The following is a 19,291-nucleotide window of genomic DNA, read 5'->3' on the forward strand; positions in this document are numbered from 1 at the left end:
TGGTTTCGTGCCCACCTCAGACGAGGGCCGCCTTCAGACCAGTTCACAGTCTGCTCATCGAGTGCAGTTGGGTGAACTCGTCAGCGAGCATGCCCATCATGACGAGATCATGGTGTCGGCCGGCGAAGAACACGTGATCGCGGAGGCGGCCCTCCTCGGTGAATCCGAGCCGACGGTGGAGTGACAGCGATGCCTCGTTGTGGGCGAAGATCCGCGCCTGGCACCTGTGATAGCGCCGCTCGGCGAACATGAAGCGCAGCAACAGCACGACGGCTTCTACCGCGTAGCCCTTGCGCCAGTGGTCAGCACCGATGGTGACGCCGTACTCGAACCAGCCGGCACGAGGATCAGCGAGATGCGAGCCGACAGTGCCGACTATTTCTCCCGTGTCGACGGCCTCGACTGCCAACTGGAAGCAGTCACCGCCGGGCTGGGCACCGGCTTGCTCTCTCGCCCAGACGCGGTAGCCCTCGGCAGAACGAGGCGGCTGCAGTAGGTCTCCCAACCGCTCCTCGTCTGCGGTGAAGCGCATGAACGCCGCCCAGTCGTCGGGCTCGATACCGCGCAGGCGTACCCGTTTGCCGGTCCAGAACGATGTCATCCCCTATTTGATCACGCTGCCGCCCGGAGAGTTCCAGGCTTGCCGCCCCTGAGACAGAAGGTCAGGCCGGTCCAGCGCTTGAGGGTACGGGCGTTCAGGCTGGCGGCTCAGAGCTTGGGCCGACGCGGGTCATATGTCCCATCAGGCGAGTCCTCTTGGCTGGTCCTTTCCCCGGCAGAGGATGTCGTTGCTGCCGAGGTCGCGATGAGTGTCCGTACGGCGATGCGGGGCTCGAATGCGTGACCCTTTCATCGTGGTGTCGTTGATCGGGTGACGGCGCCGCGATCGGGAGCGTGGCGCCGCGCAGTCTGGCTGTTGCGTCTGGAGGGGGTGTCAGTCATGCAGGCTGACCAGACGCGGCGGTTTCGGGGGAAGAACAGGGCTCCGAAGTGGACCAAGCCCGACGACGAGACCGTGTCGGTGATGGTGCTGCCGCTGGCCGTCACTGACCCCGCCGACCTGGACCGGCTGGAGAAGCTGTTCGGGTCGATGTGGTCGATCAAGCGGGCCGTCCAACGCGACGCCCGCGCCAAGGTCGATGCCTACTGGGCCGCCAAACACGAACGAGACCACGACGGCGCCAAGGCCGTAAGACAGCGCCTCGGCCTGTCCCGGGAGGCACTGGAGCGCTGCGCCTACCGGCACTTGGAGGACGCAGGCCACCTCAAGCACCACGCCACCAAGGCCCTGGTCATGCACATGGCTGACGAGGTGTGGAACGGTGTCTCCCGCCACCTGTTCGCAGACAACTCGGGGCGTCGGCTCGGGCGCCCGAAAGTGGGCCGATGGCACGACTTCACCCGCATCCCCGGGCGCGCCCGCTCCCACACCACCGCGAACAAGTGGGAGACCTTCCGTCTCGTCGGTACCCTCCAGGGCCACGCCTTGGCCTACGCCTCCGGCGGCCGGTACGAGTTGATGCAGCCGCACCGGATGCCCAAGCCGACCGCACCGACCGGCCGGGTGCCCACGGGCAAGTTCACCGTCTCGGCCAAGCCGGTCACGCGTAAGGCCACCTGGTGGGACCACACGGGTCCGCTCGCCGTCGTCTTTGCCGGAGGCTCCAACTCCAGTCGGGGTGACCTGGTACTCCCCGTCCGCGTCCCCCAGGGGCCGAAGCAGTACGCACGCGTGGAGTACTTCCTCAGCGATCCGGGACGCTGGCACAAGGTGGACCTTGTACGCCGCCGGAAGGCATCCGCGCCGGGCGGCTGGTCGTACGAGGCGCACCTGATGATCCTGGGCCCCGGATACGTCTCCCCGACCGTGCGGGAGATGCGCCGGACGGCCGCCGAGCTGGACCGGATCGGCGGCGTGGATGGCAACGTATCCAACCTGTCGATTGTGTCCTTCCCTGCCTCCCTGGACCCCGCCGACGGGTGTCCGAAGTCCTCCGAAATCGTGTTGACCGAGGAGGAACGGGTGCGGCTGGAGAAGGAGGCGAATAAGCGGCGGGGTCGTGCGCGGGCGCTGGAGCGCTCCCGCCGGGCCACCAACGCCGCCCAGTACGGCCTTTCCAAGCGGCAGGTCAAACGCGCCGAGCGCCGGGCCGCCAAGGGCCTCAAGCCCAAGACGGTGACAGTGCCGGGTGGTGCCCGCGACGCCCGGTCTAACGGGGTGCCGAAGCAGGCATTCCGCCGCGACCGGCTGTCCAACGGCTACCAGGAGCTGCGCGCCCGCCAGACCGAAGCCGCAGCCACCGCTGCCGAGTACCGGCGTCACCGCGCCCGCGCCGTAGCCCGCGACATCATCGCCGTCCACGGCCCCCACCTCACGGTGGAGGACTGCGACATCCGCACCTGGTACCGGCTATGGGGCAAGCGCCTCTCTCAGACCACGCCCGGCATGCTGATCTCTGCCCTGGAGATCGAATGCAAGGCCGCCGGTGGAAGGCTCGTGCGGGCCTCCACCTGGTCAACAGCCCTGTCCCAGCACTGTCTCTGTGGTGAACGCGTCACCAAGTCCCTGCGGGACCGGGAACACAAGTGCATCGCGTGCGGCCTGATTGGCAAGCGTGATCTCGTGTCCGCGGCGCTGGCCGCCTTCGTGGATCTGACCGGCCCGGACGATCCCAGCACTGCCCGGCTGGACAGCGCCCGGTCGCGGCACGCACAGATCATCTTCTCTGAAGGGCTGGAAGAAGCCCTGCGTGAGTCAACCACACCGTGCCAGAGCGCCCCTCGGGGTGCCGGTCGCGTGGCAGTTCCGCGTCAGCGCGGGACCTCTGCTCACCGAACCGTCGGGAAGCGACTCCGAGCAACCCCGGATGAGACACGCCCCGTGCGTGACCACACCGGAAAGCCCGGGTACCGCCCCGCGTGCAGTCCCCAGCTCACCTTCTGGTGAAGCGCGGATCAAGTCTTAGGCTTGCCCTATGGGTGCCGTGAAGACCAAACGGATGCCGAGGGCGGTTCGGGAGCAGCAGATGCTCGATGCCGCCGTGCGGATCTTCGGCCAACGCGGCTACATGGCCGCCTCGATGGACGAGATAGCCGAGCTTGCCGGCGTGTCCAAGCCGCTGGTCTACCTGTACCTGAACTCGAAGGAAGACCTCTTCACCGCCTGCATCCGCCGCGAGGCCGGTGCCCTCACCCAGGCCGTCCGCGCCGGGGTCCGTGCGGGGCTGCCCGCCGACCGCCAGCTGTGGGACGGACTCCAGGCGTTCTTCGCGCACACCGCCGAGCACCCCGACGGCTGGTCCGTGCTGCACCTCCAGGCCCGCACCCACGGCGAGAGCTTCGCCGCCGAGGTCAGCGCGATGCGCGAGGAGATCGTCGCGTTCGTGACCCAGCTGATCGCGGAGGCGGCCCGTGCGGCCCACCAGGACCCCGACCTCCCCGAGCGCGAGGTCGCGGGCCTGGCCGAGGCCCTGGTCGGCGCCGCCGAGTCCCTCGCGGCCTGGGCGAACGCCACGGACGGCGTCACCGCCAGGCAGGCCGCGTCCACCCTGATGAACTTCGCCTGGGCGGGCTTGGGCAACCTGATGCGGGGGCGTCCCTGGGTTCCGCCGCAGGGCTAGGCGCCGTACAGGTGTATCGCCGTTGCCGGGTGCGGGTGCATGGGGGTTGTTCGCGCAGTTCCCCGCGCCCCTCAGGTAGGCAAGCTGCAGCTTGCCTACCTGAGGGGCGCGGGGCTGTACCGATGTGCGGCTCCGCCGCGTGGGCGCGATCAGCCACGCACCACCCGCACCCGGCAACGGCGATACACCCGTACCGCGCCTAGCTCACCTCCCCGGTCAGATGCAGTCGGCCCCCCGCACTCCGCAGCTCGAAACGGCCCTCGCCGTCCGCGCCGTACCTCACCGTCCCCGGCAGCAGTACCGGCGCCCGGAACTCGGCCCGGACCGCGGTGGAGCCGCTCGTGCCGTGGGCGGCCAGGCTGCGGGCGACCGTCCACATGCCGTGCGCGATGGCCCGGGGGAAGCCGAAGACGCGGGCGGTGAGGGGGTGCAGGTGGATGGGGTTGCGGTCACCTGAGGCGGCGCCGTAGCGGCGGCCGACGTCCCCGGCGAGCCGCCATTCGGCCAGGACGGGCAGCGGGGCCGGGTGCTCGTCCCGGGATCCGTCGGGCCGGCCGGGCGTCCGGTGCCGGGCGAGGTAGGTGCTCCGCGACTCCCACACGGCGTCCCCGCCGGCCGCCAGCTCGGTGACCACCGTGGCCTGCGTGCCGCGCCGGTGCGGGGTCAACCCCTCGATGTGGACGGCGAGTTCGTACTCGCGGGTGGCCGGCAGGGCGGTGCGGCGGACGATCTCGATCGAGGTGTGGACCAGGCCGAGCAGCGGCAGCGGGAAGTCCCGGCCGCTCATCAGGCGCATGGCCAGCGGGAAGCCCAGGACGTGCGGATAGGTGACGGGCAGCGCGTCCGTGCCGTCGGCCGAGCCGGTCGCGAAACCGCACACCCGCTCGTAGGCGGCCAGCCGGGCCAGGTCGACGCGCAGGCCGGGCAGCACCAGGCGGGTGCGCGGGAAGTCCGCTTCCGGGGACGGGCGCTTGAAGGGGGAGCGCAGGGCGCCCCGGGCCAGCAGCGGAGGCAGTGCGGGTGCGGCGGGCAAAGTGAAGCTCAGGCGGCGGTCGGCCATGTCCAACTCCGCGCGACTCGGTCCGAAGTCCTTACTCTGGAGTAAGGTTACCGGTGGTAAGTCTATGTCATGGGTGAGGGGGGAGGTCGAGACGTGTCCCGGGTGGTAGCGGGCGGGCAGGGAAGTTGACGCCTCCTCACGTAACCCCCGACGCTGCACACCCCCGGCTCCGGACCACCCCCGAACCCGCACGAGTCCCCCACAGGGGCCTCGTACGATCACCTGCCTAACTGGCGGTAACCCCTGTTTATGGGCCGCCGGTGAACGCCTCGCCGCAAGAGGTACGTACGTCATGCAGCAAGCAGTTCGCCGCTGCACGCCCCAGGAGCCGCCCGTGTCCACTGATCACGTAGTCCACGCCACCGACTACGACGGCCTCCCGGTCCTCGTGGAGCCCGAGACCCGGCGGCTGGACGGTGCTGTACGGGAGGCGTATGTCCCTCCTTTCGCGTCGCCGGTGAAGCACGGCTCGCTCGCGGACCTGCCGTTCGACAACGCCGAGGCGGCCCCCGGCGCGATCGTGCTCAGCCGTAGGCTCGCCGACGGCGGCTGGACGGACGTGACCGCGGCGGAGTTCGCCGGGCAGGTGCTCGCGGTGGCGAAGGGGCTGATCGCGGAGGGGCTGGTGCCGGGCGACCGGATCGCCGTCATGGCCCGCACCACGTACGAGTGGACGCTGCTCGACTTCGCCGCCTGGTCGGCCGGCCTGGTCACCGTCCCCGTCTACCCCACCTCCTCCGTCTTCCAGACCCGCTGGATCCTGCACGACTCCGGCGCGAAGGCCCTGGTCACGGAGAGCGCAGGCCAGGCCGCGGCCATCGCCCCCGAACTGGAGCGCATACCGGACCTGCGGCACCTGTGGGTGATCGAGAAGGGGCACGTGGAGCGGCTGGCGGAGCTGGGCGACCAGGTGCCGGACGGCGAAGTGGGCGTCCGCAGAGGGATGCTGGGGCCCGACACGCTCGCCACGCTCATCTACACGTCCGGCACCACCGGCCGGCCCAAGGGCTGCGCCCTCTCGCACGGCAACTTCTTCGCCGAGGTCGACAACGCCATCGAACTCCTCTACCCGATCTTCAAGGCGAAGTCGGGTGAGGAGGTGTCGGTGCTGCTGTTCCTGCCGATGTCCCACGTCTTCGGGCGGATGGTGGCGATCGCCTGCGTCCGGGCCCGGGTACGGCTCGGGCACGCGCCCAGCCTGAAGGCCGAGGACCTGCTGCCGGACCTGGCCGCCTTCCGGCCGACCTGTCTGCTGACCATCCCGTACATGCTGGAGAAGATCTACAACTCCGCGCGGGCCAAGGCGGAGACGGGCGGCCGGGTGACCACCTTCGACCGCGCGTCCGCAGTGGCCGTGCGCTATGGGGAGGCGCTGGAGGCCCGCCAGACCGGCACCGGCGGCGGCCCGGGCCGGACCCTGAAGACGGCCCGTTCCTTCTACGACCCGCTCGTCTACCGGCGCATCCGCAACGCCATGGGCGGCAAGGTCAGGTACGCCATCTGCGGCGGCTCACCGCTCGGCCGCCGCCTGGCCGCCTTCTACGCCGGGGCCGGCATCGAGATCTTCGAGGGCTACGGCCTCACCGAGACCACCGGCGCCTCGACGGTGACCCCACCGCTCAAGCCCCGCCTGGGCACGGTCGGCTGGCCGCTGCCCGGCACTCGGGTGCGGATCGCGGCGGACGGCGAGATCCTGATCGCGGGCGACCACGTCCTGCGCGGCTACTGGGACCCACAGGCGGGCGGAGTCGTCCCCGCGACCCGGGACGGCTGGCTGCCCACCGGCGACCTCGGCGAGCTGGACGACGAGGGCTATCTGACCATCACCGGCCGCAAGAAGGAGCTGCTGATCACGGCCGGTGGCAAGTCGGTGGCACCGGCGCCGCTGGAGAACTGGCTGCGCCAGCACCCGCTGATCTCCCAGTGCATGCTCGTCGGCGACGCCCGCCCCTACGTCGCCGCCCTCATCACCCTGGACCCCGACGGCATCACGCACTGGCGCCAGATGAACGGCAAGCACCCGGTGCCGCCGGAACTCCTGGTCGGCGACCCGGAGCTGGAGGTCGTCCTGCAGCGGGCGCTGGACGAGGCCAACAAGCTGGTGTCCCGGCCCGAGTCGATCCGCAGGTTCACCGTGCTGCCCGTGGACTTCACCGAGGCGGCGGGCCATCTGACCCCCTCGATGAAGCTGCGTCGGCAGCAGATCATGCAGGACTTCGCGGCCGAGGTGGACAGCCTCTACACCCGCTGAAACGGTCGGCACCCGCTCCCGCCGGCCCCGCCTCGGTCCGGACTCGGCGAGGAGCGTGGAGCGGGTTGCCGCCTGGGTCGGTCGCGGCCCGGCATCGATCCTCGTACGGCCGCCGGAGCCAGTCAATCCTAAGGTTTTCTCCGTAAACCCCAGTGTTAGCTTGGGTGTTGTGACCCTCGACGACCTTCGTGTGTTCGTGGCGGTGTGCCGGGCCGGGAGCCTCAGCGCCGTCGCACGGGAGCTGGGCTGCACCCAGTCCGCCGTCAGCCAGCACGTCAAGCGGCTGGAGCGGGAGACCCAAGTGGCCCTCCTGGAGCGGCAGCCGCGCGGGGTCGTGCCCACCCGGGCCGGCCGGATCCTCGAAGCGGCGGCGGCCGAAGGGATCTCGGGCCTCGACCTGGCGGTACGGCAGCTGCGCGACCTGCTCGACGGGCACAGCGGACACGTCCGTGTGGCCACCGGCGCCACCACCGTCCGGCACTTCATGTCCGACGCCGTCGTCACCTTCCGGCGCCGCCATCCACAGGTCAACCTGGAGTTCCGAACGGTCAGTTCCGGCCGCGGCAGCTTCGACGCGCTCACCGACGGCACCCTGGACCTGGCCTGGATCACCCTCGGCCCCCCGGTGCGCGGCATCGAGCAGCGCGCCGTGGTGGAGCTGCCCTGGGTGCTCGCCGTCCCCGCCGACGACCCGCTGGCCACGCGCACCCGCCTGGATCCGGCCGATCTGGCCGACGTACGGCTCATCCGGCTGCCGCCGAATTCCGCCTCCGCCGCCCATCTGGAGGACGCCTGCGCCCAGTGGGGCGTCCGGCTCGGCCACGACACCAGCGTCGCCGACTGGGACACCGCGCTGCTGCTGGCCGAGCTGGGGGTGGGACGGGCTGTCGTCCCGGCCGTACCGGGGCTGCCGGTGCCCGGCGAGGGCGCGCTCCGGCTCGTGCCGCTGCCGGGTCTGCGGCCGCTGCCGGTCGGCTGGGCGGTCCGCCGCTGGGACGCGCTCAGCCCGCCCGCAAGGGCCTTCGCGGACACGGTCGTCGAGCGCTGCGGCGCACCGGCTGTGCCTGAAACGGCCGGACAGCGCGGTAAACCGGCTGTTCTGCCTTTGCCGTGAATCCGCCCCCGGCAGGTGCCGAGGAGCGGGTAGCGTAGGAGGGATGCACGCGTTTCCCTGGTGTGTCGTCAACTGGTCAATTACACAGAAGAAGTGAGCGTCTTGGGCCCACGCACCACCTCGGGAACGGGCCGGGATCGGATCGGTAACGCCCGTTCGTAGCCTGCCTTTCCACCCTCGCCGACTCCGTCACCACGAGCAGAGGCATGAAAGAAGACAACGACGTCCGCCGGATCTTCCTGCTGAACCCTGACCAGCGCCTCGTCCGCGAGGCCACGCACGCGGGTGTCCAAGTGCGCTCCATCCGGGTCGACGCAACGGACGAGGCGGCCCTGCGCGCACCGCTCGCGGAGGCCGCCGAGGCCGGGCTGTGCGTCAACCCGGCCCGCGCCCTCAGGGTGCTCTCGGACCCGGCGGCCGTACAGCGCCTGGTCCGCGACAACCGGCTTTCCCCGGGCGGCACCGAGGTCGCGCCCGGCGATCTGCGGCTGACCGTGGAGACGCTGAGCGTGCACGGCATGCACCAGGCCGTCGGGATCACCGCCCGCACCCCCTACGGCCTGCTCCACCCCGCCCCGCTCACCGACGACACCGCAGCCGAGGTGCGCGCGGTGGTGACCGCCCTGCTGGACCTGACCGGGTACCAGTACGGGCCGGCCCACATCAGCGTCGCCCTCACCCCGCGCGGGCCGGTGATCACCGGCTGCCGGGCGGGACTCGGGGACGACCCGGTGCCCGAACTGGTCAAGGTGGCCGGCGGGTTCGACCTGGCGGCCGGCGCCATCGAGGTGCTGGCCGGTCAGCTGGTCGACGCGGTGCGGCCGACCCGGTTCGCGGCCGCGGCCCTGCTGAGCCCGCCGTGGCGGCTGCAGACCACCGAGGTCGGGATACTGCCGCACGTCCGGCACGTCTCGCCGCCCGAGGCGCTGCGCCCCGGACACCTCGTCGTGCACGCCGAATCGCCCGAGCTGGCCGCCCGCCGGGTCGCCTCCCTCACCGCCCTGGTCGTCGGCGACGGCGGCTGACCGGCGACCGGGAACGGATCGGGAACGATCCGGTACGGGCCGACCGCACTGTCGATACGTCGCCGGAAGAAGGACGACGACGCCAGCGACATCAACGGGAGGCGGAGTCAGGATGCTGAAGTTCTCGATCCTTGGGGCACTGCAGATCCGTACCGTGTCCGGCCCGGCGGAGATCTCCGGCGACCTGCAGCGCACCCTGGTGCAGACCCTGCTGATCAGCGAGGGTCAGTCGGTGTCCGGGGAGAGCCTGGTCGAGGAGCTGTGGGGGGACGCCGTCCCCGACAACCAGGCCAACGCCCTCCAGGCCCATGTCAGCCGGCTGCGCCGCAGACTGCGCAGCCTGGAGCCCGGCCGGTCCGGATCCCGGGTGACCATCCACCCCTCCGGCTACCGGCTCCTGGTGACCGAGGGCGAGCTGGACGCCGCGGAGTTCGTGCGCACGGTACGGCAGGCCGAGTCGGCGTCCCCGCAGGACGCGGAGCGCACCGCGCGGCTGCTCGGCGGCGCCCTTGCGCAGTGGCGCGGCCCCGTCTTCGGCGGGTTCGCCGGCGGGACGCTGTGCCAGCTGGCCGGTGCCCGCTACGAGGAGTACCGGATGCGGGCCATGGAGCTGCGCTTCGACGCCGAGCTGCGGCTGGGCCGGCATGCCGCCGTGCTCGCGGAGCTGACCGAGGCGCACACCAACCATCCTTTGCGGGAGCGCTTCTGCGAGCAGCTGATGATCGCCCTGTACGGCTCGGGGCGGCAGGCCGACGCCCTCGACGTCTTCCGCCGGATGCGCCGCCATCTCGACGACGAACTCGGCATCCAGCCCTCCCCGGCCCTGCGTCAGGTGGAGAGGGCGATTCTCTGCCATGACCCGGCTTTGGCCGGTGATGTGCGATCCTCTCTTCTTCAACTTGCATAAAGGGTTAGCTTTGGCTCGGCCGAGACGCGTCGCACGCTAACGTGAAGTCGCCTTCCAGCGTTGCCTGTTCGGGTGCAAACTAGGATTGTCCCGAACATCTCGGGCCGGGCAACGCGATGGGGCGGGGGGGACGGGTTCGTGGAGTCGGCGGTATCCGCTCGGCCTGTCGTGCGCTTCAACATCCTCGGCCCGTTGGAGGGCTGGCACGGCGACCGCCGGCTGAGACTCGGCAGCCCGACCCAGGAACGCGTTCTGGTCACGCTCTTACTGGAGCCGGGGCGCATGGTGCCGGTGCCCCGGCTGGTCGCCGCAGCCTGGGACGACGAGCCGCCGCAGACCGCCGGCCACCAGATCCGCAAGGCCGTCGCGGCGCTGCGCACCCGGATCCCTGGCGGCGCCGGGCTGATCGTCACCGACGGCGCCGGATACCGGGCCGTCCTCGGCGAGGAGCAGCTCGACCTGCACGAGTTCGGCCGCCGCTCGGCCGAGGCCCGGCAGGCGGTGGCCGCCGGGCAGCCCGCCGAGGCCGTCGGGCATCTGCGGGCCTGTCTGGACCTGTGGCGGGGCCCGGTCATGGCCGGAACGGGCGGTTCGGTGATCTCCGCGGCCTCCGCCGCGCTCGAGGAACGGCACATGGCCGTCGCCGAGCAGTACTTCGAACTACAGCTGGAACTCGGCCAGTCTGCCGAACTCATCGGCCCTCTACGCGAGTTGGTGACCGCACACCCGCTGCGGGAGACCCTGCGCGGCCAGCTGATGCTCGCCCTGTACCGGGGCGGCCGGCAGGCCGAGGCGCTGGAGGAGTTCGGCCGGGTGCGCGAACTGCTCGTCGAGGAGCTGGGCATCGACCCGGGCGCCGAACTGACAAGGCTGTACGAAGCCATTCTGCGCGACAGCCCAGAGGTGGCGCCCCGGGTGCCGCAGTCCGTGGCCGACCGCGCGGCCCACCTCGTACCGGCCCCCCTCGACCGTCCGTCCGGATCCGAGCCCGCGCCCTGCACCCTGCCCTACGACCTGCCGGACTTCACCGGCCGCGACGAGGAGCTGGCCCGGCTGCTGGAAGTGGGCCGGGCCCCGGCCGGCGGGTGCGCCCGGATCGTCGGCGTGGACGGCATGGGCGGCAGCGGCAAGACCACCCTGGCCGTGCACGCCGCCCACCTGCTCGCGCCGGACTACCCCGACGGGCAGCTCTTCGTCGACCTGCGCGGATTCAGCCCCGGTGAGAAGGCGCAGGAGCCGGGCGCGGTCCTGCACTCCCTGCTGCGCACCGTCGGCATCCCGGACGACCGGATACCGGACGACCTGGAGCGGCGCACCACCTTGTGGAGAACCGTTTCCGCCCAGCGGAAGCTGCTGCTCCTCCTCGACAACGCCGCCGACGCCGCCCAGGTACGGCCGCTGCTGCCCACCTCCGAGGACTGCCTGGCCATCCTCACCGGCCGGGTGCGCATGCTCGAACTCGACGGCGCCGAGTGGCTCCCGCTCGGCCTGCTCTCGGCCGACGACAGCACCACCCTGCTCACCCGGATGCTCGGCGCCGACCGCACCGCCGCCGAACCCCAGGCCGTCGACCAGCTCGCCCGGCTGTGCTGCGGCCTGCCCCTCGCCCTGCGCATCACCACCGCCCGGCTGCGCAACCGCCCCCGCTGGACCGTCCAGTACCTGGTCGACCGGCTCGCCGACGAGACCCGGCGGCTGCGCGAGATGAGCGCCGGGGAACGCAGCGTCGAGGCCACGCTCCGGCTGTCGTACCAGGCGATGGAGGAGGACCGGCGCGTCGCGTTCCGGCTGCTCGGCCTGCACCCCGGCAGCGCGATCGACGTCCACTCGGCCGCGGCGCTGCTCGGCACCGACGTCCACGACGCCGAGGACGTCCTGGAGCACCTGCTCGACGCGCATCTGCTGGAACAGCACGAGGCGGGGCTGTACGGCTTCCATGATCTGGTGCGAACGTATGCGATGAGTGTGCGGGAGGCGGAGGACGACGAGGAGAGCGCGGTCGAGCGGCTGGTGGCGTACTACATGCTGGCCACGGACCGGGCCTGCGAGGTGCTCTTTCCCGGCCGCGAGCGCTTCGGCGAGCCGCCCGAGCGGGACCTGTCCGAACTGCCCCGGCTGGACGGGGACGAGCGGGCGCTGCGCTGGTTCGACAGGGAACACGAGGCGTTGCTCGCGGTCGTCGCGCAGGCCGGCGCCCAGGGCCTGTACCGCTCCGCCGCGCTGCTCGCCCGCAACGTGCTCTTCTATCTGGACCTGCGGGGCCACTACGAGGAGTACCGGGTGGTCGGTCGCATCGGCGTCGATGCCTGCCGACAGCTCGGCGATCCGACGCTGCTCGGCGTCTGCCTGGGCAACCTGGCCGTGGCTCACTGGTGGTTCGGCGACTTTCAGGATGGGATCACCACCGCCCAGGAGGCCCTGGAGTTGGCCGTCATCGACGATCGCCGGGGCGAGGCGATGTGCATCGACGTGCTTGGCATGCTGCACGGTGCGATAGGAAACTTCGACGATGCACGCATGTACCTGAACCAAGGCATTGCTCTGCACCGGGAGTTGGGCTCGCCTCGGGCCGAGGCCGTGGCGCTGGCCAACCTCAGCACGGTGGAGACCTGGACGGGCCGGTATGCCGAGGCGGCCCGGTGCGCGGCCCAGGCCACCGAGCTGAACCGGCGCCTGGGCGAGCGCAGCAACGAGATCTCCTCACTGACCTGGCTGGCGCTGGCCCATCTGGGCACTGGCGAGGACGAGCGGGCGAGGGCGTGCCTCGCCCAAGCTCTCGAACTGTGCGACGAGTCCCGGAAACCCGCGAACGTAGCCGTCGTCCTCGCCCAGTGGGCGCGGGTCTGTCAGCGCCTCGGCGACATGCGCTCGGCCGCCGAACACGCGGAGCGCGCCTTGGACCTGGTCTCCGCCGAGGGTACGGCCCTGCGCCAGGCGACCGTGGCGAACGTGGTGGGCCTGGTCCATCTGCGCAGCGACGCACCCGAGCAGGCGATGGAACTGCATCGTCATGCCCACGATTTGGCCTCTCGCCTGGGCTATCGGTTCGAAACCGCCCGCGCCCTGCACGGCATGGCGGAGGCGGCGCAGGCGCTGGGCGACGAACCGACGGCGCGTCGGCATCGGGTCGCGGCGGAGGGGCTGTACGACGCGATGCGAGTGACAGAGGCGGGGCGGCGTCTCTAGTCAACCGCCCTGTGGACGGCGGAACTCACCGGGGCGGCTCGCATGAAGAACGGCACCGACGGGGCGTGAGCCCGGCCGGTGCCGTCGATGCTGCGCGGTTCGCGAAGGCGGTCAGTGCTGGACGAGGCCGGGCGGGCGCTCGTCCGCCAGGGTCGGTCCGGACTGCGCCTGGTGGCCGGTCGGACCGGAGGCGATATGCACCAGCGCGTCCTGCACACCCGGCGCCGAAACGGCCGCAGTGGTGCCGAGTGCCAGGACGCCGGCCCCGGTGAGCGCGGTCAGAACCGTCTTCGTACGCAGTGCGATGGAGCGCATTGGTTTATCCCCCAGGAAGAGACGGATCGTGATCCGGTCGCCGGGCCTCTCCCCGACGCCGCAACCGATGCTCGGGGCGAGCGATCCCCATGCCGTCCCCGGCGGTTCCCGGCACGGGGCGGGCTCCCGGTACTCCTGGTTTCAACCGCGCCCAGGACCTGTCTAGGCCGGCTTCCGGGCGAACAGGAAGGCCTGGGGGACCGGTTCGCCGAGGGCGGTGTCGGCTTCGCGGACCGTGCGGGAGCCGAGCGCGAAACCGGCGTCCGTGAGCAGTTCCGCCAGGTGCTCGGGGCGGCGCCGGTGGAAGTCCAGCGCCACCGGATGGCCCCAGGGGCGGTCGTGGCGGCGGGTGTGCTCCCCGGCCTGGAAGGCGAGCAGCAGGTGGCCGCCGGGAGACAGGACGCGGTGGAGCTCGGCGAACAGGGCGGGGAGTTCGTCCACCGGCGTGTGGATCGTCGAGTACCAGGCGACGACACCGGCCAGCGTGCCGTCGGCGAGGGGGAGGTCCAGCATGGAGCCCTGCTCGAAGCGCAGCCCGGGGTTCTCGCGGCGGGCGATCGCGAGCATGGACTCGGACAGGTCGAGCCCGAAGACGTCCAGGCCGAGGGCGGCGAGGTGCGCGGTGACCAGCCCGGGGCCGCAGCCGAGGTCCGCCACCGGCCCGCCGGAGCCGACGAGTTCGGCGTACGCGGCGAGCAGAGCCCGGTCGAGGGGCCTGCCCGCGTACGCGTCCCGGAACTGCTCGGCGTAGTCCTCGGCGACGGTGTCGTAGAACGTGCGGGTGGCGGCGAGGAAGTCGTGGGAGTCGGTCATGGGGAGGGACCGTAGCCAGGGGCACTGACAGTCGGGGCTTGCTGCAGCCCCGGCCTACGCCACCCCCGCCAGCCGCAGCAGCGCCGCCGTCGCCGCCGCGCCCAGGACCACCACCGCGAACGGCGCCCTGCGCCAGGCCAGGACGCCTCCGACCAGCACCCCGGCCGGGCGGGCCCAGCCCGCGAAGCCGCCGCTCTCGGTCAGGGCGCCCGTGGCCAGCAGGGCGACGAGCAGGACGATCGCGCCCGCCGACGCCAGCTCCTGTACCCGGGCCGGGACCGTCACCCGGCCGTGCAGCAGCGGGCCCACCAGGCGGAAGGCGTACGTGCCGACGGCCAGGGCCAGGATCAGGGCGACCGTGGCGTTCATACGGCGGCCCCGGCGGGGCGGCGGTGCAGGAACAGCCCGGCCAGTGCGAGCAGCACCGGCACCCCTGCCGGTACCGCGGGCGTCGCGGCCAGGGCCAGGGCGGCGCCGGGCAGGGCGCAGCGCCGTACCGCCGCGTCGGCGCGCAGGGTCGGCAGGACCAGGGCCACCAGGACGGCGGGGAAGGCCGCGTCGAGGCCGAAGCGGGCGGTGTCGCCCAGGGCGCGGCCGGCGAGGGCCCCCGCCAGCACGCCGGTGTTCCACGCGGCGAACAGGCCGAGCCCGGAGATCCAGAACGCCCGGCGCCGCCGCCGCGGGTCGGGCTGGGCGAGGGCGAAGGCGACCGTCTCGTCGGTGACGAGATGCGCGCCGAGGAAACGGGTCGCGCGACCGGTACCAAGGGTCTCGGCCACCGCCAGGCTGAATGCGGCCGTACGCGTGTTGAGCAGCAGACCGGTGGCCGCGGCGGCCAGCGGGCCGCCCCCGGCGAGGAGCACCCCGACGGCGCTGAACTGGGCCGATCCCGCGTACACCACCAGAGACATCAGCACCGGGACCCACACCGGCAGCCCGCCCGCGACGGAGACCGCGCCGAAGGAGACGCCGACGATGCCGCCGGCCAGCCAGACCAGGGAGCTGTCCCGGACCAGCGAGCCGGTCTCCGGTGCGCCGGGACGTGTTCGGCGGAGTGAGCTTGGGCGGAGTGAGCGTGTTCGGAGAAGCGAACGCATGTTTTCTACAATGAACAGCGAACGCCCTGTCCGTCAAGGCGAACGATCGTACCGATGGAGCGAACGACATGTCCGAGGCACCGTCCGGGCCGCCCGCCCGGCTCCCGATGGAGTGGATCGCCGCGTCCCTCAGGCGCGAGCGCACCCGCACCGGGCTGTCCCTGTCCGAGCTGGCCAAGCGCGCCGGGATCGCGAAGTCCACGCTGTCCCAGCTGGAGGCGGCGAGCGGGAATCCGAGCATGGAGACGATCTGGGCGCTGGCCGTGGCCCTCGGGGTGCCCTTCAGTGCCCTCGTTGAGCCGCCCACGCCCGCGGTCCAGGTGATCCGGGCCGGCGCGGGACCCGCCGTGCACTCCGAGCAGTCCAGCTATCTGGCGACGCTGTTGTCGGCGAGCCCGCCGGGCGCGCGCAGGGATATCTATTACGTCTGGCTGGAGCCCGGGACCGTACGGGATTCCGAACCGCACATTCCCGGGACCACGGAGCACATCGTGGTCACAGAGGGAGGCGTCAAGGCCGGGCCGCGCGGGGAGACGGTCGAACTGGCGCCCGGGGACTACATGTCCTACCGGGGTGATGTGCCGCACGCTTACGAAGCGCTCACCAGCGGGACGAAGTTCGTACTGATCATGCAGCACATGTGAACCGGAAATGAACGGGGAAAGGCAGGAGCCCCGTTGCCTTGCGGCGCGGGGCTCCTTGGGTACTGCACTCAGGTTCTGCGATCAGGCAGAGATCAGACGGGGGTGACGTTCTCCGCCTGCGGACCCTTCGGACCCTGCGTCACGTCGAAGCTCACCTGCTGGTTCTCCTCGAGGGAGCGGAAGCCGGAGGCGTTGATCGCGGAGTAGTGAACGAAGACGTCGGGGCCGCCGCCCTCCTGGGCGATGAAGCCAAAGCCCTTTTCGGCGTTGAACCACTTCACGGTTCCGGTAGCCATAAGCCCTCCTTGGGCTCAAAAGGGTTGCCCTGCTCCAGAACCTGCAAGTGCGAAACTGTGCTGCACAACGCATTCGTCTGAAAACGACGAGAGCCCGCGGTCACATGCTCCGCAGGCTCTGTACTGCAAGGGAAACCAAACTGCAACTTGCGGCGAGCCTAGCACGCGGGCAGCCGAAAGCAATAGGGGTCAAGATCACGTCACCCGAATGTTTGAACCGTCGGGCGGGTGGGTTGACGGTGGGGTCGGTCCCAGCACCGTACAGCACGGGGTCTAGTCTCGCGATGTGGACAATTCTCGCACCCGGCCGCGCGTCGGCCACATCCAGTTCCTGAACTGCCTGCCCCTCTACTGGGGGCTCGCGAGAACCGGCACGCTCCTCGACTTCGAGCTGACCAAGGACACCCCGGAGAAGCTCAGCGAGCAGCTCGTGCGCGGCGACCTCGACATCGGGCCCGTCACCCTCGTCGAGTTCCTGCGCAACGCCGACGATCTGGTCGCCTTCCCGGACATCGCCGTCGGCTGCAACGGCCCGGTGATGTCCTGCGTGATCGTCTCGCAGGTCCCGCTCGACCGGCTGGACGGCGCCCGGGTCGCCCTCGGCTCGACCTCCCGCACCTCGGTCCGCCTCGCCCAGCTCCTGCTGACCGAGCGGTACGGCGTGCGGCCCGACTACTACACCTGCCCGCCCGACCTCGGCCTGATGATGCAGGAAGCGGAGGCCGCCGTCCTCATCGGCGACGCGGCCCTGCGCGCCAACCTGCACTACGGGCCCAAGCTCGGCCTGGACGTGCACGACCTCGGGGCCATGTGGAAGGAGTGGACCGGCCTGCCGTTCGTCTTCGCGGTCTGGGCGGCCCGGCGCGACTACCTGGAGCGCGAGCCGGCCCTCACCCGCCAGGTCCACGAGGCCTTCCTCGCCTCCCGCAACCTCTCCCTGGAGGAGGTCGGCAAGGTCGCCGAACAGGCCTCGCGCTGGGAGGCCTTCGACGAGGCGACCCTGGAGCAGTACTTCACCACCCTCGACTTCAGCTTCGGCGAGCCGCAGCTGGCCGCGGTCACCGAGTTCGCCCGCCGGGTGGGCCCGACGACCGGCTTCCCGTCCAACGTGAAGGTGGACCTGCTTCAGCCGTAATCGCGACGGCACCAGGTCCTGTCGTTTGGCGACAGGGCCTAGGCTGCGGGCAGTGAGGCGTACCGGGGGAGAGGCGGGACGCCCCGGGGGAAGAGGGGGACGCCATGCAGCCGCTCGCAGCGGACGAACCGGCCGCCGTCGGGCCCTACCGGCTGCTCGGCCGGCTCGGCTCCGGCGGCATGGGCCGGGTCTACCTGGGCCGCAGCGCGGGCGGCCGTACGGTCGCCGTGAAGATCGTGCATCCGCACTTCGCGCTGGACGAGGAGTTCCGGGCCCGCTTCCGGCGCGAGGTGGAGGCCGCCCGCCGGGTCGGCGGCGCCTGGACCGCGCCCGTGCTCGACGCGGACCCGGAGGCCGCCGTGCCCTGGGTCGCCACCGCCTACGCGGCCGGTCCCTCCCTCGCCGCGGCCGTCCGGGACGGCGGCGCACTGCCCGCGCACACCGTACGGGCGCTGGGCGCGGGCCTCGCCGAGGCGCTGGCGGCGGTGCACGAACTGGGTCTCGTCCACCGGGACGTGAAGCCCTCCAACGTCCTGCTGACCCTGGACGGCCCGCTGCTGATCGACTTCGGCATCGCGCGCGCCACGGACGGTACGGCGTCCCTGACCTCGACCGGCGTCTCCGTCGGCTCGCCGGGCTACATGTCCCCCGAGCAGATCCTCGGCAAGGGGGTCACGGGCGCGGCGGACGTCTTCTCCCTCGGCGCGGTGCTGGCGTACGCGGCGACCGGTGAGCCGCCCTTCCCCGGCGACTCCTCGGCCGCGCTGCTCTACAAGGTCGTCCACGAGGAGCCGGAACTCGGTGACCTGACCGGTGAGTTGCGCCAGGCCGCTGCCGCCTGCCTGGCGAAGGACCCGACCGCCCGCCCGACCCCGGCCGAACTGGCCCGCCGGCTCGCCCCCGAGGGCGCCGCCCGCCTGGTCGCCGGCGGCTGGCTGCCGGGCCCGCTGGTGGAACAGGTCAGCCGCAGCGCCGTACACCTGCTGAACCTGGAGACGACCGAGCCGGCGCCGTCGGGGCCGGTGCGGTTCAGCAGCCCTTCGGTGGGCGGGGAATCCGGTGTGGTCCCGCGTGAGCCGGCTCTGGTCGCGGGGGAGTTCGGACCGGCTCCGGTGATGACTCCCCCCGTGCCGACCCAGGCTCCGGCCGTGCCGTCGGGGGCGCCGTCGGGGGCTCAGCCGCAGGACGCGGTGCCGGCTCCCGGGAAGGTCAGCGTCAGCGTGGCGGCGGCCTCCGGGCCGGGGGAGAGCGGGCGCGGGCGGCGGGTCAGCTGCACCGTCGCGCTGGCCGTGGCGGGGGCGCTGGCCGCGACCGCCGTGGGGCTCGGGGCACTGCTGCGGCCGTGGGCCGAAGGGGGACACGACACGGTGGGCGGCGCGCCGCCCGCCTCCGACTCCTCCTCCGCCTCCCCCTCGGACTCGTCACCCGCCAACGGCTCCTCGCAGGAGCCGAGTACCGCGCCGGGCGCGATCCCGGCCCGCTACCTCGGCACCTGGGAAGGTCGGGCCACCGGACTCGGCGGCAAGCTCGACATGGGCACCTTCCGGCTCACCGTCCACCAGGCGGCCGTCGGCAAGGAGTTGGGGCGGCTCAAGCAGACCGACCAGATCGGCGGCGTCTGCACCGACATCCTCACCCTCAAGCTGGTGACGAAGACCCGGATCTGGGCGACCTCGGTGGGCGCCAAGGGCAACCACGGCGGCTGCGATCCCGCGCCGCACCCGGTGGAGTTGACGCCGGTCGGCGACGACCTGCGCTACACCGCGGAGAGCGCGGCCGAGGGCGACCCGGTGTCGCGGATGTCGAAGGTGGGCTAGCGTCGGCCGGC

The 19,291-nt window shown here is 71.7% G+C and carries 17 protein-coding genes; 10 read left to right on the top strand and 7 right to left on the bottom strand.

What is annotated here, in order from left to right; translation table 11 throughout:
- Positions 1-43: 43 nt before the first annotated feature.
- Positions 44-601, bottom strand: coding sequence for a GNAT family N-acetyltransferase (locus ACFYZZ_RS39905; RefSeq protein ID WP_386577084.1), 558 nt, complete (start codon positions 599-601; stop codon positions 44-46).
- 339 nt (positions 602-940) lie between these two features.
- On the opposite strand from ACFYZZ_RS39905, the gene ACFYZZ_RS39910 reads away from it, so the two are divergent.
- Both ACFYZZ_RS39910 and ACFYZZ_RS39915 read left to right on the top strand, forming a co-directional pair.
- Positions 941-2,947 carry a transposase gene (locus ACFYZZ_RS39910; RefSeq protein ID WP_389187329.1) on the top strand — a complete coding sequence of 669 codons (2,007 nt, stop codon included), beginning with the start codon at positions 941-943 and terminating at the stop codon, positions 2,945-2,947.
- A 28-nt stretch (positions 2,948-2,975) separates the two neighbouring features.
- Positions 2,976-3,620, top strand: coding sequence for a TetR/AcrR family transcriptional regulator (locus ACFYZZ_RS39915; RefSeq protein ID WP_386577086.1), 645 nt, complete (start codon positions 2,976-2,978; stop codon positions 3,618-3,620).
- 199 nt (positions 3,621-3,819) lie between these two features.
- On the opposite strand, the gene ACFYZZ_RS39920 is transcribed toward ACFYZZ_RS39915, so the two are convergent.
- A complete protein-coding gene (locus ACFYZZ_RS39920) occupies positions 3,820-4,680 on the bottom strand; it encodes a MaoC family dehydratase (RefSeq protein WP_389187332.1) in 861 nt (286 codons plus the stop codon).
- A 292-nt stretch (positions 4,681-4,972) separates the two neighbouring features.
- On the opposite strand from ACFYZZ_RS39920, the gene ACFYZZ_RS39925 reads away from it, so the two are divergent.
- The 5 genes from ACFYZZ_RS39925 (at position 4,973) to ACFYZZ_RS39945 (ending at position 13,163) form a co-directional block, all read left to right on the top strand.
- Positions 4,973-6,931 carry an AMP-dependent synthetase/ligase gene (locus ACFYZZ_RS39925; protein WP_389187334.1) on the top strand — a complete coding sequence of 653 codons (1,959 nt, stop codon included), beginning with the start codon at positions 4,973-4,975 and terminating at the stop codon, positions 6,929-6,931.
- A 169-nt stretch (positions 6,932-7,100) separates the two neighbouring features.
- Positions 7,101-8,045, top strand: a complete 945-nt coding sequence (locus tag ACFYZZ_RS39930) for a LysR family transcriptional regulator (RefSeq protein ID WP_389187337.1) — start codon at positions 7,101-7,103, stop codon at positions 8,043-8,045.
- Positions 8,046-8,251: 206 nt separating this feature from the next.
- On the top strand, positions 8,252-9,070 hold the full coding sequence (locus tag ACFYZZ_RS39935) for a hypothetical protein (protein ID WP_389187340.1): 819 nt from the start codon (positions 8,252-8,254) through the stop codon (positions 9,068-9,070).
- Positions 9,071-9,182: 112 nt separating this feature from the next.
- The gene (locus ACFYZZ_RS39940) at positions 9,183-9,977 is read left to right on the top strand and encodes a BTAD domain-containing putative transcriptional regulator (RefSeq protein WP_389187343.1); all 795 of its coding nucleotides are present in this window, start codon (positions 9,183-9,185) and stop codon (positions 9,975-9,977) included.
- A 168-nt stretch (positions 9,978-10,145) separates the two neighbouring features.
- On the top strand, positions 10,146-13,163 hold the full coding sequence (locus ACFYZZ_RS39945) for a BTAD domain-containing putative transcriptional regulator (RefSeq protein ID WP_389187346.1): 3,018 nt from the start codon (positions 10,146-10,148) through the stop codon (positions 13,161-13,163).
- 111 nt (positions 13,164-13,274) lie between these two features.
- On the opposite strand, the gene ACFYZZ_RS39950 is transcribed toward ACFYZZ_RS39945, so the two are convergent.
- The 4 genes from ACFYZZ_RS39950 to ACFYZZ_RS39965 form a co-directional block, all read right to left on the bottom strand.
- Positions 13,275-13,478, bottom strand: coding sequence for a hypothetical protein (locus ACFYZZ_RS39950; protein WP_389187348.1), 204 nt, complete (start codon positions 13,476-13,478; stop codon positions 13,275-13,277).
- A 162-nt stretch (positions 13,479-13,640) separates the two neighbouring features.
- Complete coding sequence (locus ACFYZZ_RS39955; protein ID WP_389187351.1) at positions 13,641-14,291, bottom strand: class I SAM-dependent DNA methyltransferase; 651 nt, start codon at positions 14,289-14,291, stop codon at positions 13,641-13,643.
- Between the two features lie 54 nt (positions 14,292-14,345).
- The gene (locus ACFYZZ_RS39960) at positions 14,346-14,660 is read right to left on the bottom strand and encodes an AzlD domain-containing protein (protein WP_389187354.1); all 315 of its coding nucleotides are present in this window, start codon (positions 14,658-14,660) and stop codon (positions 14,346-14,348) included.
- The gene (locus ACFYZZ_RS39965) at positions 14,657-15,388 is read right to left on the bottom strand and encodes an AzlC family ABC transporter permease (RefSeq protein ID WP_389187357.1); all 732 of its coding nucleotides are present in this window, start codon (positions 15,386-15,388) and stop codon (positions 14,657-14,659) included. The genes ACFYZZ_RS39960 and ACFYZZ_RS39965 overlap by 4 nt, the downstream gene beginning before the upstream one ends.
- 68 nt (positions 15,389-15,456) lie before the next feature.
- Between ACFYZZ_RS39965 and ACFYZZ_RS39970 the strand changes: the two genes are divergently transcribed.
- A complete protein-coding gene (locus ACFYZZ_RS39970; RefSeq protein ID WP_389187360.1) occupies positions 15,457-16,032 on the top strand; it encodes a helix-turn-helix domain-containing protein in 576 nt (191 codons plus the stop codon).
- 92 nt (positions 16,033-16,124) lie between these two features.
- Here ACFYZZ_RS39970 and ACFYZZ_RS39975 read toward each other — a convergent pair whose 3' ends face one another.
- Positions 16,125-16,328, bottom strand: a complete 204-nt coding sequence (locus ACFYZZ_RS39975; RefSeq protein WP_003992177.1) for a cold-shock protein — start codon at positions 16,326-16,328, stop codon at positions 16,125-16,127.
- A 286-nt stretch (positions 16,329-16,614) separates the two neighbouring features.
- On the opposite strand from ACFYZZ_RS39975, the gene ACFYZZ_RS39980 reads away from it, so the two are divergent.
- Both ACFYZZ_RS39980 and ACFYZZ_RS39985 read left to right on the top strand, forming a co-directional pair.
- Positions 16,615-17,463 (top strand): menaquinone biosynthetic enzyme MqnA/MqnD family protein, encoded by an 849-nt coding sequence (locus tag ACFYZZ_RS39980; protein ID WP_389187363.1) that lies wholly within the window; start codon positions 16,615-16,617, stop codon positions 17,461-17,463.
- Between the two features lie 104 nt (positions 17,464-17,567).
- Positions 17,568-19,280, top strand: a complete 1,713-nt coding sequence (locus ACFYZZ_RS39985; protein WP_389187366.1) for a protein kinase — start codon at positions 17,568-17,570, stop codon at positions 19,278-19,280.
- The last annotated feature ends 11 nt before the right edge of the window (positions 19,281-19,291 follow it).

The sequence above is a fragment of the Streptomyces sp. NPDC001816 genome, from assembly GCF_042892235.1.
In the GTDB taxonomy this organism is placed as follows: Bacteria; Actinomycetota; Actinomycetes; order Streptomycetales; family Streptomycetaceae; genus Streptomyces.

Bases quoted from the DNA above. Each gene is read 5' to 3' on its own strand.
- ACFYZZ_RS39905 (WP_386577084.1), bottom strand. From the start codon at position 601: ATGACATCGTTCTGGACCGGCAAACGGGTACGCCTGCGCGGTATCGAG.
- ACFYZZ_RS39910 (WP_389187329.1), top strand. From the start codon at position 941: ATGCAGGCTGACCAGACGCGGCGGTTTCGGGGGAAGAACAGGGCTCCG.
- ACFYZZ_RS39915 (WP_386577086.1), top strand. From the start codon at position 2,976: ATGGGTGCCGTGAAGACCAAACGGATGCCGAGGGCGGTTCGGGAGCAG.
- ACFYZZ_RS39920 (WP_389187332.1), bottom strand. From the start codon at position 4,680: ATGGCCGACCGCCGCCTGAGCTTCACTTTGCCCGCCGCACCCGCACTG.
- ACFYZZ_RS39925 (WP_389187334.1), top strand. From the start codon at position 4,973: ATGCAGCAAGCAGTTCGCCGCTGCACGCCCCAGGAGCCGCCCGTGTCC.
- ACFYZZ_RS39935 (WP_389187340.1), top strand. From the start codon at position 8,252: ATGAAAGAAGACAACGACGTCCGCCGGATCTTCCTGCTGAACCCTGAC.
- ACFYZZ_RS39940 (WP_389187343.1), top strand. From the start codon at position 9,183: ATGCTGAAGTTCTCGATCCTTGGGGCACTGCAGATCCGTACCGTGTCC.
- ACFYZZ_RS39950 (WP_389187348.1), bottom strand. From the start codon at position 13,478: ATGCGCTCCATCGCACTGCGTACGAAGACGGTTCTGACCGCGCTCACC.
- ACFYZZ_RS39955 (WP_389187351.1), bottom strand. From the start codon at position 14,291: ATGACCGACTCCCACGACTTCCTCGCCGCCACCCGCACGTTCTACGAC.
- ACFYZZ_RS39960 (WP_389187354.1), bottom strand. From the start codon at position 14,660: ATGAACGCCACGGTCGCCCTGATCCTGGCCCTGGCCGTCGGCACGTAC.
- ACFYZZ_RS39965 (WP_389187357.1), bottom strand. From the start codon at position 15,388: ATGCGTTCGCTTCTCCGAACACGCTCACTCCGCCCAAGCTCACTCCGC.
- ACFYZZ_RS39970 (WP_389187360.1), top strand. From the start codon at position 15,457: ATGTCCGAGGCACCGTCCGGGCCGCCCGCCCGGCTCCCGATGGAGTGG.
- ACFYZZ_RS39975 (WP_003992177.1), bottom strand. From the start codon at position 16,328: ATGGCTACCGGAACCGTGAAGTGGTTCAACGCCGAAAAGGGCTTTGGC.
- ACFYZZ_RS39985 (WP_389187366.1), top strand. From the start codon at position 17,568: ATGCAGCCGCTCGCAGCGGACGAACCGGCCGCCGTCGGGCCCTACCGG.